The sequence below is a fragment of the Arthrobacter sp. NPDC058097 genome (genome assembly GCF_042884885.1).
Classification (GTDB): domain Bacteria; phylum Actinomycetota; class Actinomycetes; order Actinomycetales; family Micrococcaceae; genus Arthrobacter.
This window is the reverse complement of record NZ_JBHVSZ010000001.1, coordinates 536,042-549,052: the sequence shown is the minus strand read 5'-3', so window position 1 is coordinate 549,052 and position 13,011 is coordinate 536,042. Positions and strand designations below refer to the sequence as shown.

The window sequence follows — 13,011 nt, the reverse complement described above, 5'->3', positions numbered from 1 at the left end:
CGTTATTCCTTCTCTTGGGTCATGTAGTGCATAAGGGTTTCCTGGGAGGCCTCGGCGATCGGGACTTCACCCGTGACGTGGCCGGCGGACAGGGTGTAGATCCGGTCGCAGATGCCAAGGAGTTCGGGGAGTTCGGAGGAGATCACAATGACGGCTTTGCCCTGGGCCGCGAGCTCGGCAATGATCGTGTAGATCTCAAACTTGGCGCCGACGTCGATGCCGCGGGTGGGCTCGTCCAGGATCAGCACGTCGGGGTCGGAGAACATCCATTTGCTCAGGACCACCTTTTGCTGGTTGCCGCCGGAGAGTTTCCCGGTGATGGCCGCGACGGACGGGGCCTTGATGTTCATGCTCTTCCGGTAGCTGTTGGCCACCGTGGTTTCCTTGTTCCTGTCCACCCAGCCGCGCTTGGCGAGCTTGGGCAGGGCAGCCATGGAGATGTTCCGCTTGATGTCCTCGATGAGGTTCAGCCCGTAGTGCTTGCGGTCCTCGGTGGCGTAGGCGATGCCGTGCCGGATGGCCTCGGGGACGGTGGAGGTGTTGATTTCCTTGCCGTACTTGAACACCTTTCCGGAGACGGCGCGGCCGTACGTGCGGCCGAAGACGCTCATCGCCAATTCGGTGCGGCCGGCCCCCATGAGGCCGGCGAGCCCCACCACTTCGCCCTTGCGGACGTTGAGGCTGGCGTTGTGCACCACGGTGCGGCTGTGGTCCTGCGGGTGCTGGACCGTCCAGTCCTCGATGCGCAGGACTTCCTCACCGATCTGCGGCTCGCGCTCCGGGTAGAGGCTGTCCAGGTCGCGGCCCACCATGCCGCGGATGATGCGTTCCTGGGTGATCTGGCCCTGGTCCACGCGCAGGGTTTCGATGGACTTGCCGTCGCGGATGATGGTGACGGCGTCCGCCACCTTGCGGATCTCGTTGAGTTTGTGGCTGATGATGATGCTGGTGACGCCCTGGCCCTTCAGGTGCAGGATCAGGTCCAGCAGATGGTCGGAGTCCTCGTCGTTCAGGGCCGCGGTGGGTTCGTCCAGGATCAGCAGCTTCACTTCCTTGGACAGCGCCTTGGCGATTTCGACGAGCTGCTGCTTGCCCACGCTGATGTGCTGGATGGGGGTGACCGGGTTTTCGTCCAGGCCCACCCGGGCCAGCAGCTTGGCCGCCTCGAGGTTGGTCTTGCGCCAGTCGACCCAGCCGCGGGAGGCCATTTCGTTGCCCAGGAAGATGTTTTCCGCGATGGACAAGTAGGGGCTGAGGGCCAGCTCCTGGTGGATGATCACGATGCCGCGCTTCTCGCTGTCGCTGATGGACGCGAAGTCGCACGGTTCGTTCTCGAAGAGGATGTCCCCCTCGAAGGTGTTGTGGGCATAGACGCCGGAGAGCACCTTCATCAGGGTGGACTTGCCTGCCCCGTTTTCGCCGCAGATCGCGTGGACCTCGCCGCGGTTCACGTCCAGGGTGACATCCTGGAGGGCCTTGACGCCGGGGAAGGTCTTGGTGATCCCGCGCATCTGAAGAATGGGTACGTTCATTGGTTATTTCCCGCTGCTCTGTTCGATGAGCTGATCTGTTTCGGTGGGTCGATCTGGGTGGGGTGCGGGGGCGCCGGCTGCTGCCGGCGCCCCCGCCGTGCTGCTCCCGGGAGGAGCGCTGCTACTTGATGTCGGCGTCGGTGTAGTAACCGGAGTCGATCAGTTCCTTCTTGTAGTTGTCCTTGGTGACGATGACGGACTTCAGCAGGAAGGCCGGGACCACCTTGACCTTGTTGTTGTAGGTCTCGGTGTCATTGGTCTCGGGCTGCTGGCCCTTCAGGACAGCGTCCACCATCTTCACGGCCTGCTCGCCGAGCTTGCGGGTGTCCTTGAAGATCGTGGAGTACTGCTCGCCGGCGACGATGGACTTCACCGAGCCCTTTTCCGCGTCCTGGCCGGTGACTACAGGCAGGGCGCCCTTGGAGTAGCCGCCGGTGCTGGTCAGCGCCGAGATGATGCCGATGGAGAGGCCGTCATAGGGCGACAGCACGCCGTCGAGCTTCTTGCCCGAGCCGTAAGCGGCGGTGAGGATGTCTTCCATCCGCTTCTGGGCGGTGGCCGCCTGCCAGCGCAGGATGGCGGCCTGCTCAAACTTGGTCTGGCCGCTGGGCACCTTCAGTGTGCCGGCGTCCAGGTACGGTTTCAGGGTGTCCATGGCGCCGGTCCAGAAGAAGTTGGCGTTGTTGTCGTCCGGGCTGCCCGCGAAGAGCTCGACGTTGAACGGGCCCTTGCCCTCGACCTTCTTGCCGGAGGCATCCACCAGGCCCAGTCCGGTCAGCAGCGACGTGGCCTGCTGGACGCCCACCTCATAGTTGTCGAAGGTGGTGTAGTAGTCCACGTTCGGGGTGCCGTTGATCAGCCGGTCGTAGGCGATGACCTTGACGTTCTGCTCCTTGGCCTTGGCCAGGACGTCCGTCAGTGTGGTGCCGTCGATGGCGGCGATGATCAGGGACTTGGCGCCCTTGGTCAGCATGTTCTCGATCTGCGAGACCTGGGTGGGGATGTCGTCGTTGGCGTACTGCAGGTCGGTCTTGTAGCCGAGCTTGGCCAGGGATTCGGAGACGTTCTTGCCGTCCGCGATCCAGCGTTCCGACGTCTGCGTCGGCATGGAGATTCCAACCAGGGCACCGGCAGCGTCGGCGCTGCTGGAGCTGGTGGCGGCGCCGGGGCGGCTGCCGCAGCCGGTGGCCCCCACCGTAACAGCCAGGACGACGGCGACGGCGCCCAGGAGTTTCTTGATTCTCACGTTATTCTCCTTCCGTGGCCTGGTTGGGCCACGAATCGGTGCTTGAGCGGAAAGCGTATGTACTTTCCGCCAGGGCCGGCCACTTGTGTCCGGCGTACCGAGGCCGTTCCAGAGGACCGGCACCGGAGGCTGTCATCACCGGAGCGGAGACCCCGGCTGCCCCAACATTCCTGTTAGCGCTAACAATCATGGACTATGTTATCCCCGCCGGGGCTGTGAAGCAAGACACAAACTGAAGAGAACGACGGCGGTGCCCGGTGGTGCTTTTGGCCAACCTTCCGCGGCTATTTACACCGGCTACGTGGGTAGGTAGACTGGTCTACCTACCCACGGTTTCTGTAGGAGGTTCAACGGTGGCTTTGTCTGAAGGGCGGCCCGTAAAGCGGCCGGCCCGTGCGTCCCTCCTGGAGGCTGCGGCGCGGCTCTTCTATTCGGACGGCGTGGCTGCCACGGGCATCGACTCGATCACCGCGGCGGCGGGCGTGGCCAAGAAGAGCCTGTACAACAACTTCGCCTCCAAAGCGGACCTGGTAGCGGCGTACCTCGCCGCCCGGCATGAGGAATGGCTTGTCCTCTACCGGGAGCGGGTTGCGGCGGCAGCCACTCCGCAGGACCGTGTCCTGGCGGTGTTTGACGCCTACATCGACCACGCCAACTTCGCCTATGAGCACGGTTTCAGGGGGTGTGGACTGCTCAACGCTGCGGCGGAACTGCCGGCAGGCGCCCCCGGAAGGCGGTCCGTGCGGCAGCACAAGGAAGAGGTCGAGGCCCTCCTGCTCCAGCATGTGGCGGAACTGAAGCCGGGGGAGGGCATGGCCGCGGGCAGCGTGGCCCGGCATCTGGCTTTCCTGCTGGAGGGTGCCATGGCCAGGGCGGGGCTTGAGGGCGAAGACCGCTGCCTGCACGAGGCCCGGGCGATTGCTGCCCAGATGCTGGAGGGGCTGTGAAAGCGGTGCTTGGCCGGATGAACGGGCCCCTTCTGGGTGCGGTTTTCGTTGTGGGCGCGTCGACGCTGTGGGGCACGACCGGAACCGTAGCCACGTTCGCGCCGTCGGTGAGTCCGCTGGCCATCGGCGCCGTGGCCATGGGGGTGGGCGGACTGCTGCAGGCGCTGTCCGCCGTGCAGCCGATTGCGAACCACTGGGACGTCCTCCGCAGTCGGTGGCTGCTGGTCGCCCTCGGGGCGGCGGCGGTCGGGGTGTACCCGCTTGCCTTCTACAGCTCCATGCACCTTTCCGGCGTGGCGCTCGGAACGGTCGTCTCGATCGGCTCGGCCCCGCTGGCGTCGGCAGTCATCGAGCGCCTGGCAGAGCGGAAGGATTTGACCCGCCGCTGGATGCTCGGCGCGCTGATCGGAGTGGCCGGCGCCGGACTCCTGTGTTTTGCCGGTGACAGCGCAGAGCGGCCGGGCGCGCTCGCCGAAGCCTGGGCCGTGCCGGCGGGGGTGGTCCTGGGTCTCGCGGCCGGCGTGACCTACGCGCTGTACTCCTGGGCTGCCCACCGCCTGATCAGCGGGGGAGTGTCATCCCGGGCCGCCATGGGTGCGGTGTTCGGCCTGGGTGGAGCGCTCTTGATGCCGGTGCTCGCCGTGACCGGCCGGCCGCTGCTCGAATCCTGGGGCAACTTCACGGTGGGCGCCTACATGGCGCTTGTCCCGATGTTCGCGGGCTATGTCCTGTTCGGCTGGGGACTGGCGCGCGTGCGCGCGAGCACGGCAACGGGCCTGTCCCTCATGGAAACCGTTGTCGCCGCGGTGCTGGCCGTCGTCGTCGTGGGTGAACGGTTGCCTGCACTGGGCTGGCTCGGCGTCGCAATGGTGCTGGCGAGCCTGTTCGTCCTGGCTCCCCGCCAGCCGGGGGGCCAGGACGACGGTAGCGGTCAGGCGTGTGCCGCGGCGAGAACCGAGGCCCGTTCCACCGTGGGGCAGTAGATCTTTGCCACCCCGTTCTCCGGCGCCTCGTCAACGCCGAGCAGCATCCGCACCCCCGCTGCGCCGAGTTCGTAGTGGGGGAGGGACACCGTGGAAAGCGGGGGCCGGAGGTGGGCGGCGATCACTTCCTGGTTGTCGAATCCGACCACAGCCATGTCGTCGGGGATGGACAAACCGTGTTCCCGAAGGCCGTCGTACAGTCCCATGGCCATGCGGTCGTTGTAGCAGTACACGGCGGTGACGCCGAGTTTCAGAAGCTCCTCCGTCGCGCCGTATCCGCCTTCCTGGTCGGAGTACGCTTCAAGGATCAGGTCCGGGTCGAACTGTATGCCCGCCGCCCCAAGTGCTTCGCGGTAGCCGTGGAGCCGCCCGTCTTTGGCCGGCGCGGGGGTGGTGGCATTGATGAAGGCGATGCGCCGGTGGCCGTGCCGCAGCAGGATCTCGGTGGCTGAGCGGCCGCCCTGTTCTTCATCCGGCACCACGGCCCTGGCGCCTGGCTCGGTGGCGAAGCAGTTGACCAGAACGAAGTCAGCCTCGCGGAGCGGGGCAGGGATGTCGGCGGAGCGGTGAAACCAGGTCGAGTACAGGATGCCGCGCACCTTGTACTCCAGCATCATTGCTATCGCGTCTTGCTCGAGCTCCGCGTTTCCCTCGGTATTGGCGATCAGGAGGGCGTAACCGTGCTTCCAGGCCTCGTCCTGTGCCCCGTGGATGATCTGGCCTGCGAAGGGCGTGGTGGCAACGCCGTCGGCGACCAGTCCGATGAACCGGGAGGTTCCGCTGACCAGGGTCTGGGCCATCGCGTTGGGCCGGTAGCCCAGTGCATGGATGGCGTCGCGGACCCGTTTGCGGGTCTCGGCCGAGATGCGGGCGTCCTTTTTCTGGTTGACGACCAGGGAGACTGTGGCTGTGGAGACGCCGGCAGCTTCGGCGACCTCGCGCAGGGTGACGGGGTGCGCGCGCTCAGCGGCCCTGACAGACCGCGCCGCAGGCGCGGGCTTGCCCGTCTTTTTCTCCTTTGAACCCATCTGCCCTCCTTTTGGAGTATATCCGTCAGCCACGGCCGTCATCCCTTGGTCGCTCCGCTTTCCAGGCCCTGGATCATGGCTTTGTTGAGCACCAGGAACACCAGCAGCAGGGGAGTGATGGTGACGCAGACGGCGGCGAAGGTTGCGGTCCAGTCGACCTTGCCCATGGCGCCGATATAGTTCTGCAGGCCGAGCGGGATTGTCTTCAGCTCCTCGGACAGGACGAACGTGTTGGCAAAGATGAAGTCGTTCCAGATGAAGATGCTGTTGACCAGCACCACCGTCACCACCGTATTCAGCGACAGCGGAAGGGTGATCAGGCCGAAAATCCGGTACGGGCCGGCGCCGTCCAGGGAGGCTGCCTCGTACGTTTCGCGGGGGATGTATTCGAAGAATGAGGAGAACAGGTAGACGGACAGGGGCAGGGCGAAGCCTGCAAGGGGAATGATCATCGCCTGGTAGGTGTCGAGCAGGTTCACCGTGGAGTAGTCAATAAACAAGGGGACCAGTGCGATCTGGACGGGGACGATGATGCCCACCAGGAACAGCCCGCGGACCAGGCGGCTGAGCCGGAAGCCGAGCACCTGGATGGCGTACGCGGCCATCATGCCCAGCAGCACGATCAGGATGTTGGCGCCCATGGTGACGATGAAGCTGTTCAGGATGTTCTTCCCGAGGTCTCCGGTTTCGAAGGCCCGGGCGTAGTTTTCGAGGGTGAGTGCCTTGGGCAGCGCAAAGGGGTCTCCGGTGGCGAAGTCGTGTTCGCTGCGCAGGCTGGTCAGGAACAGCCAGGCGAGGGGGTAGACCTGGACGACGACGATGAGGGCGATGAGCACGCGGGTCAGGGTCCGCGCGGCGCTCGGGCGGCGCCGGCGCCGGCGTGCGGCGGGCGGTGCAGGCGCAGCAGCCGACGTCGGTGGGGCGGGGGCTGTCTGGGTGGTCATGACTCTGCCTTCCGCTTGAGCATGAAGAGGATGAGGCCGACGGCGACGAGGCACTCGATCACGATGAACACTGAGATGGTGCTGGCGTACCCGAAGTCGGTACTGGTGAATGCTGTTTTGTACATGTAGGTGGTGAGGAGTTCGGAGGACTGGCCGGGGCCGCCGTTGGTCATGAGGTACGGGATGTCGAACCCGCGGAGCCCGTAGGTGGTGGCCATGATGGTGGTGGTGATCCAGACCGGGCGGATATACGGGAAGCGGATCTTCGTGAAGAGCGTCCACCGGGACGCGCCGTCGAGGACCGCCGCCTCTTCGAGTTCCTTGGGAACGGCGATCAGTGCCGCGTAGATGATCAGCATGTAGAGGCCGGTGAAGCGCCAGCCTTCAGGCGCGGAAACAGCGGCGAGGACGGTGTTGACGTCGGAGAGCCATGCGCGCTCCAGGCTTCCGAGGCCGATCCAGGCCAGGAGTTGGTTGAGCAGGCCCACGGGGTCGATCGAGTAGATGCGGACGAACAGGAAGGCGATCGCCACGGTGGAGATGACGGCCGGCAGCAGGTAGAGGGTCTTGATCAGCTCACGGCCGCGGCGCAGGGACGTCAGCAGGCTGGCCACGAGGAGGGCCCCGCCGAGCTGCAGCACGAGGCAAATTGCGAGGTATCCGAGGGCGTTGAAGAAGGAACGCCAGAAGACGTCATCGGCGGTGAACATCCGGACATAGTTGGCCAGACCGACGAATTCCATGTCGCTGATGCCGTTCCACGAGAAGAAGCTCAGGAAGAGGGATTGGAGAATCGGGAAGAGCACGGCTACGCCGTAGAGCAGCAGCGGCGGAAGCAGGAACACCAGGACTGAAAGTCGTGACCTGTTGGGAAGCATGGCGGGGGCCTTTCGGGCGGGGGACCGGGGTCCCCCGCCGCTTGGGTTTACTTGAAGAACTTGGGTGCGTTCTGCGCGACGGTGCTGTCCATCGTGCTGGTGAACTGCTCGGGCGTGATGTCGCCCTGGACAAGGAGCACGAGCTCCTGCTGGAGCCGGCCGTTGGTGGTCGGGTCGAGCTGGGTGTCCCACGGCATGGCCTGCTTCCCGCCGAGGTCGCCTGCTTTCTCGATGGCCTTCTTATAGAGCGGGGTGGCGTTGGCGGGTATGGCTGTCTGGACGTCCGTCGTCGGGGACAGGGCCCCGGTTGCGGCGTATTGGGAGGGGTATTTCGCCAAGGCGAATTTCAGGAAGTCGCTCACGAGCGGGTCGTAGGTCTTGGCGTTTACCGCCATGCCGATCCCGGACGGGGAGACGTATTCGTTGGCTGCGGTGACCGATCCTTCCGTCACCGGAAGCGTCGTGAAGTCGATGTCCTGGCGTACCGCCGGGTTCAGCTTGTCGGTGGCGAGGCTGGACAGTTCCCAGGTGCCGATGTTGTACATGGCAGCTTTGCCGGAGGTGAACTGGTTCTGCGCGTCGGAGTAGCCCTGTGAGGAAAAGCCATCCTGGAAGCAGTTGGCCTTGCCCAGGGCAGCCATCCACTGAACGGTCTTCTGGCCAGCGGGATCGGAGAATTTGGCCTCGCCCTTCTTTAGTTTCTGGACGAAGTCCGGTCCGGCTGCACGGAAGGGCTGATAGGCCACATAGCGTTCCAGGGGCCACTGGTCCTGTCCGTCGATCGCGATCGGGGTGACGCCGGCCTTGCGCAGGGCGGTGCACATCGCAGGGATGTCATCCAGGGACTTCGGGACGGACACCCCTGCTTTTTGCAGCAGCGCCTTGTTGTACCAGAAGAACTCGAGTTCGAACTGGAAGGGAATCATGTAGAGGGATCCGTCGTCGAACCGCTGGTAATCCAGCGCGGCGGGACGGTAGCTGTCATAGACGTTCAGCGTCTTGAGCAGCTTTTCGGCGTCGAGCATCTTGCCCTGCTTTGCCAGCTGCTGGGCGAACGGGGTGGCATCCGTGTCGAAGAGCTCCGGGAGCTTGTTCGCGGCGGCCAGGGTTTCCAGTTTCTGGATGTAGGACGGCCTGTCCGGTGTGGTGATCAGGTTCAGCGAAAAGCCCGGGTGGTCCTTGGCGTAGTCGCTGGCGAGCTTTTTCATGATGTTGATGACGGCGCCGTCAGCCGGCCGGGACAACAGCCACGATATTTCGCGGGGTTTGACTTCCCCGGTGGGGGTGACATTGGAGGGGCTGCTGGCACCTCCCCCGGCGCAGCCTGCGAGGGCCAGAGCGGCGACGGCGGCCACGGCAGCCGTTCGGAACAGTTTTTTCATTGCGGCAATCTTCCTTGATTGGATTGTTGATAAGGGTGAATGGCTATGGAGTTCGCTCGCGGATTTCAAGCTCGGTAACGGTGGCGGCACCCTCACCGGCGAACACGCCGAGCAGGCCGTCCGTCAGGTCATAGATTCTGGTGCTGAGGGCCACCTGCCGGTCCAGGACTGCGACACACAGGTCTCCGTCCACGACAACCTCGAGCGTGTGCTCCCCGGCGCCGAGCTCGCACGGCCGCTCCAGTTCAATGTCGAAGGGAACGTCCCCTGAAACGTGCCACTGTGCATCGCCGATGATGTTCCGGGGCCAGCGGTCAAACACCATGCGGCCGCGCTTCGGTTCGAGCCGGATGATGTAGGAGCGGTCCCCATCGGCGCTGGATCGCAGCAGCAGGCCGCATTCTGTGGTTCCGGCGCTGATCTGCAGGACGGCCTTGGCGTAGAACTGGCGCGGCACGTTGTTACGGGTCAGGATGGCTTCGTATCCGTCCGGGACCGTCAGCGTGGCGGGAAGTTCCCGGTCCAGCTGAGCAGGGACCTGTTTCCAGAAGCTCTCCACGAGTTCGTCCGGAAAGGAGAACGCCAAGGTGCCGTCCGCGTTCTGGCGGGCCTCGAGCACAGACATGGTGCCCGCCCACTGCCACGGTCCGTCGTCGCGGGCGTCCTCTTTGCTGGCGATCCAGCCGAAGAAGAAGCGCCGGCCGTCACGCTCGGCAGATTTGGAGGCGTAGAAGGCGCGCCCGTCGATGCTGTCCAGATCCGGCACGGTCCAGGGGCCGTTGGGGCTTTTGGCCATCCGGTACCGGGTGGTGAACGACTCGGAGAACTCGGAGTAGACCATGTACCACCAGTCGCCCCAGGCGAAAACGTCCGGGCACTCGTGGGTGATGTAGCGCCGCGGATCCCAGAACGGCTCGGTGTGCTCCCACTTCATTAGGTCCGAAGACACACACTGGGCAATCACCCCGCGGCGGCGTTCTGGCCCCTCGGCGTGCCGTGCGGCCAGCAGCATCCGCCATTGCCCGGCTTCCTCGTCCCTGAAGACAAAGGGGTCACGCCAGTCTCCGGTCTCGTAGCCTTCCGGGGCCCCGAAAGTGAGTTCCGGATGCTTGGTCCAGGTCTTCATGCCGTCGGTGCTGGTGGCATGCATGACGAGCTGCAGCGGGGCACCGTCTGCGCCCAGGTTCCAGGGGTTATGTCCGGTGTAGAACAGGTGGTGGACGCCCGTTTCGTCGACGGCAATGCTGCCTGTGTAGGCGTTGAAGTCCAGGTCATCAACGGTTCCGTGGGCGAGGGACACCCCATGGTCCTGAAACTGGATGAGGTCCTTGGTGGTGACGAGGTTCCACGACGTTCCCGGTTTGGGGTCGGAGCGGATCTCGTGGAGATAAAAGAGCCAAAACTCCCCGTCCTTCTGGAACGGGATGAGGTCTCCAACCCATCCATCGGCGGGCTGGAAGAAGACTGGGTGATTCATCGGCGCTGATGTCCATTCTGCTAAAGCGTTTGATCAACCGCAGACTAGCTTGGTATTAGCCACTTGATCAAGCGTTTTAGCAAAATAGTCGAAGGTCAGTTTGTCCGCGCGGATTGGCGAGCTTAAACGCTTGACCAAGGCCGGTCCGGACTCTTAAGGTTCTCTGCCTACCGACTCAGCTCCGGGCCGCTCAGGCCGGCCCGCTGCGCGGGAGGGTTCCGATCGGCAGCCTTCCTTTGCTGGTTCCGGTTACAGGTAGCCGCAACGACGCAAGTACCTCCGAGAGAAAGCATCCTTGACACATGAATTTTCCCGTCGCCACGCCCTGCAAGGGGCCACTCGACAAGTCGCTGACACGGCTGACACCGCGGGCTTCGGCGCAGGTGCGATCGTCGTGCTCCCGACGCGACCACGCCGGCGGAAATTGAAAACGCAGAATGGTTCCGCGATCCGAAGATCCACTGGGATGCCTCGCGCGGCGAGTGGGTGTGCGTGATTGGCCGGTCGCGATATGCAGCCTTCTATGCGTCGACAAACTTGCGCGACTGGCAGCTGAAGCGCAACTTTGACTATCCAAATCACGCGCTTGGCGGGATCGAATGCCCGGAGTCGCACCGTGAACGGCACTGCAGTACTGCCGTGGAGCGGCAGCACCTACAAGCTCGAACTCGACATCTCGTGGGATGCCGCCACGAACGTCGGGGTGTCAGTGGGCCGCTCGGCCGACGGTACGCGCCACACGAACATCGGCAAGTACGGAAGCGAGCTGTACGTCGACCGGGGACCTTCGGACCAGGGTGGATTCTCGCTTGTGCCCTACACCCGCGCCGCCACGACCAATCGACGCCGCTGCACGTTCGGTGCACCTGCGGATCTTTGTGGACACCCAGAGCGTCGAGGTTTTCGTCAATGCGGGGCACACCGTGCTCTCGCAGCAGGTGCACTTCGCGGCCGGTGACACAGGGATCTTCCTCTATAGCGACGGCGGCGCTGCAACCTTCTCCGGAATCACCATCCGCGACTTCGCAGCACCAGCAGGATGACACAGTGCTACTCCGGTAATTAGAGCGGCGTAGATTGAAGACGCCGCTCTACCCCGTTTCCGCGAATACCGTCTCCGGGAAACTTCAGGCTGCCCGCTGACCCTTAAAGCCCGCAACCTCGAGCCCTCGTGCGGCGCTAAAGGCACCCACACTCTCCGGCGAGCACACAAAGAATTCCGGCTGCTCAACCGGTGCGAACGGAACGACGAGCCAACGTCCGCCGTAAAACTCGACATACGAATCCGGAGGGCACCGTGCGTACGCTTCTTCCCGAGTCATGGTCTTTCCTTTTCGAATGGAACTTGAACCAGCCGTTGCTGGTACTTTCTGCCTGACATCCATGATTCCGAAGCAAACGGGCAGGGGTAACGCCGTTTTCTGACGGTTCTGACTACCCTTTCGGGTGGGGCCGGTTGAAAGCCTAAAAACCAGCAGGGCCGGCGGAGGAACCACCGGCCCTGCCCAAGTGCCTTGAAGGACTAGGAACGAAGGAAGAACGTGGCCGCCGGCCGCTCGTTCTTGCCCACCTTCGCCAGCGCCAGGGCGCCCTGCCGGAGCACAAGGTAGGAGCCAGGGAAGTCTACGGACTCGAAGGAGGCGCCGGCCGCATCCGACAGGCCGCCCCGCTGCAGGAAGGCCGACGACGACCCCTCCGTGGCGGTGACCGTGGCGCCGTCGTGCGCGAGAAAAGTACCCAAAGCGGAGGCTGGCTCCAGACGGACCGGAAGTTCGCCGTCGCCCACCGGCACGCCGAAATTCGGCATGCCGTCGGCATTCCAGTACAGCCGCTGCACCCGGGTATGCCGGTTGGGGTCGTACAGCGGGTCGCCGACGATGGTGCGGTAGGACCGCGCGTGGTCGACCAGCACGTCATCGCCGTGAGCAAACCCATGCAGTAGTTGGCGTCCCTAGCGCTGGCGGAGAAGGTGACAAAGATGCGGCCGTTCCGCTTGATCACCGCCGGGCCCTCGTTCACCTTGTAGCCCCGGGTCTCCCAGTCCAGGGTGGGAATGGCGATCCGGACCGGCGTGCTGGAAAGCGTGGAAGTCGACGACATGGACGCGATGTACAGGCTGGAGTTCACGCCCGTGTCGCTCTGTGCGGACCGGCGGCTCCCAGACGGCGTTGGGGGTTCGGCGCCGCCGGTCGAAATCACGTAGATCCGTACCCGGAAGACATCGCTCCCCGGAAGGCGCCAAGTAGGCGGAGCCCCCTGTTCTTTACCTTCTACCTCTTGCCGTACTTCTTGTGGACGGCCTGCTTGCTGACGCCGAGTGCGTGGGCGATCGCCTCCCAGGACAAACCCGCCAGTCGGGCCCGCCGCACCAGGGCCGCCTCCGCGCGTCCGATCTCCCGGTGCAGCTCAGCTACGGCCTGCAGGCCGTTCACCGGATTGTCGCCGTCCATGGATCCCACCAAAGTTTTCAACCGGTCCACCTCCATGGCGTCAACGTTAGTTGACGATGCGCGGGGCGTCAACGAAAGTTGACGACGCGGCGTGTGGCAGCTGTCACTTAATTCATCAACCGGTTGACCAATGAGGAACAATGG

General features: G+C 64.2%; 12 protein-coding genes and 2 pseudogenes. 4 read left to right on the top strand and 10 right to left on the bottom strand.

The features are described from left to right. Positions 1 to 2: 2 nt before the first annotated feature. Positions 3 to 1,532, bottom strand: a complete 1,530-nt coding sequence (gene mmsA, locus ACFVTE_RS02610) for a multiple monosaccharide ABC transporter ATP-binding protein (protein WP_387096420.1) — start codon at positions 1,530 to 1,532, stop codon at positions 3 to 5. Positions 1,533 to 1,653: 121 nt separating this feature from the next. Further along, the gene (gene chvE / locus ACFVTE_RS02605; protein ID WP_354262792.1) at positions 1,654 to 2,778 is read right to left on the bottom strand and encodes a multiple monosaccharide ABC transporter substrate-binding protein; all 1,125 of its coding nucleotides are present in this window, start codon (positions 2,776 to 2,778) and stop codon (positions 1,654 to 1,656) included. 353 nt (positions 2,779 to 3,131) lie between these two features. Between chvE and ACFVTE_RS02600 the strand changes: the two genes are divergently transcribed. Beyond that, a complete protein-coding gene (locus ACFVTE_RS02600) occupies positions 3,132 to 3,725 on the top strand; it encodes a TetR/AcrR family transcriptional regulator (protein WP_387096415.1) in 594 nt (197 codons plus the stop codon). 17 nt (positions 3,726 to 3,742) lie between these two features. After that, entirely contained in the window at positions 3,743 to 4,708 is a 966-nt protein-coding gene (locus ACFVTE_RS02595) for a DMT family transporter (protein WP_387096412.1), read from the top strand. Here ACFVTE_RS02595 and ACFVTE_RS02590 read toward each other — a convergent pair. Genes ACFVTE_RS02590 through ACFVTE_RS02570 form a run of 5 tightly spaced genes read right to left on the bottom strand, consistent with a single transcriptional unit; the run spans position 4,657 to position 10,417 of the window. Then, entirely contained in the window at positions 4,657 to 5,736 is a 1,080-nt protein-coding gene (locus tag ACFVTE_RS02590; protein WP_387096409.1) for a LacI family DNA-binding transcriptional regulator, read from the bottom strand. The genes ACFVTE_RS02595 and ACFVTE_RS02590 overlap by 52 nt on opposite strands. Positions 5,737 to 5,774: 38 nt before the next feature. Then, positions 5,775 to 6,680 carry a carbohydrate ABC transporter permease gene (locus ACFVTE_RS02585; protein WP_387096406.1) on the bottom strand — a complete coding sequence of 302 codons (906 nt, stop codon included), beginning with the start codon at positions 6,678 to 6,680 and terminating at the stop codon, positions 5,775 to 5,777. Next, complete coding sequence (locus ACFVTE_RS02580) at positions 6,677 to 7,558, bottom strand: carbohydrate ABC transporter permease (protein WP_387096403.1); 882 nt, start codon at positions 7,556 to 7,558, stop codon at positions 6,677 to 6,679. Before ACFVTE_RS02580 ends, ACFVTE_RS02585 begins: the two co-directional genes overlap by 4 nt. Before the next feature lie 47 nt (positions 7,559 to 7,605). Continuing rightward, the gene (locus ACFVTE_RS02575) at positions 7,606 to 8,940 is read right to left on the bottom strand and encodes an ABC transporter substrate-binding protein (protein WP_387096399.1); all 1,335 of its coding nucleotides are present in this window, start codon (positions 8,938 to 8,940) and stop codon (positions 7,606 to 7,608) included. 43 nt (positions 8,941 to 8,983) lie between these two features. Beyond that, positions 8,984 to 10,417, bottom strand: a complete 1,434-nt coding sequence (locus ACFVTE_RS02570; RefSeq protein WP_387096396.1) for a glycoside hydrolase — start codon at positions 10,415 to 10,417, stop codon at positions 8,984 to 8,986. 405 nt (positions 10,418 to 10,822) lie between these two features. Here ACFVTE_RS02570 and ACFVTE_RS02565 point away from each other — a divergent pair. Then, positions 10,823 to 11,460: pseudogene (locus ACFVTE_RS02565) on the top strand (GH32 C-terminal domain-containing protein); the annotation flags it as partial. Between the two features lie 479 nt (positions 11,461 to 11,939). Here ACFVTE_RS02565 and ACFVTE_RS02560 read toward each other — a convergent pair. Together ACFVTE_RS02560 and ACFVTE_RS02555 are read right to left on the bottom strand one after the other, a co-directional pair. After that, positions 11,940 to 12,329, bottom strand: a complete 390-nt coding sequence (locus ACFVTE_RS02560) for an AbfB domain-containing protein (protein ID WP_387096393.1) — start codon at positions 12,327 to 12,329, stop codon at positions 11,940 to 11,942. 59 nt (positions 12,330 to 12,388) lie between these two features. Further along, a pseudogene (locus tag ACFVTE_RS02555) lies at positions 12,389 to 12,517 on the bottom strand (alpha-N-arabinofuranosidase); the annotation flags it as partial. Between ACFVTE_RS02555 and ACFVTE_RS02550 the strand changes: the two are divergent. Further along, positions 12,471 to 12,620, top strand: coding sequence for a hypothetical protein (locus ACFVTE_RS02550; RefSeq protein WP_387096390.1), 150 nt, complete (start codon positions 12,471 to 12,473; stop codon positions 12,618 to 12,620). The pseudogene ACFVTE_RS02555 and the gene ACFVTE_RS02550 overlap by 47 nt on opposite strands. Before the next feature lie 67 nt (positions 12,621 to 12,687). Here the strand turns inward: ACFVTE_RS02550 and ACFVTE_RS02545 are convergent, their stop codons facing one another. Continuing rightward, positions 12,688 to 12,903: an AsnC family protein gene (locus ACFVTE_RS02545; RefSeq protein ID WP_190605760.1), complete on the bottom strand. Its 216-nt coding sequence runs from the start codon at positions 12,901 to 12,903 to the stop codon at positions 12,688 to 12,690. Positions 12,904 to 13,011: the final 108 nt, after the last annotated feature.

Coding starts and splice junctions, on each gene's coding strand:
- ACFVTE_RS02575 (WP_387096399.1), bottom strand. CDS start 8,940: ATGAAAAAACTGTTCCGAACGGCTGCCGTGGCCGCCGTCGCCGCTCTG.
- ACFVTE_RS02545 (WP_190605760.1), bottom strand. CDS start 12,903: ATGGAGGTGGACCGGTTGAAAACTTTGGTGGGATCCATGGACGGCGAC.
- ACFVTE_RS02550 (WP_387096390.1), top strand. CDS start 12,471: ATGGCGATCCGGACCGGCGTGCTGGAAAGCGTGGAAGTCGACGACATG.
- ACFVTE_RS02595 (WP_387096412.1), top strand. CDS start 3,743: ATGAACGGGCCCCTTCTGGGTGCGGTTTTCGTTGTGGGCGCGTCGACG.
- ACFVTE_RS02585 (WP_387096406.1), bottom strand. CDS start 6,680: ATGACCACCCAGACAGCCCCCGCCCCACCGACGTCGGCTGCTGCGCCT.
- mmsA (WP_387096420.1), bottom strand. CDS start 1,532: ATGAACGTACCCATTCTTCAGATGCGCGGGATCACCAAGACCTTCCCC.
- ACFVTE_RS02570 (WP_387096396.1), bottom strand. CDS start 10,417: ATGAATCACCCAGTCTTCTTCCAGCCCGCCGATGGATGGGTTGGAGAC.
- ACFVTE_RS02580 (WP_387096403.1), bottom strand. CDS start 7,558: ATGCTTCCCAACAGGTCACGACTTTCAGTCCTGGTGTTCCTGCTTCCG.
- ACFVTE_RS02590 (WP_387096409.1), bottom strand. CDS start 5,736: ATGGGTTCAAAGGAGAAAAAGACGGGCAAGCCCGCGCCTGCGGCGCGG.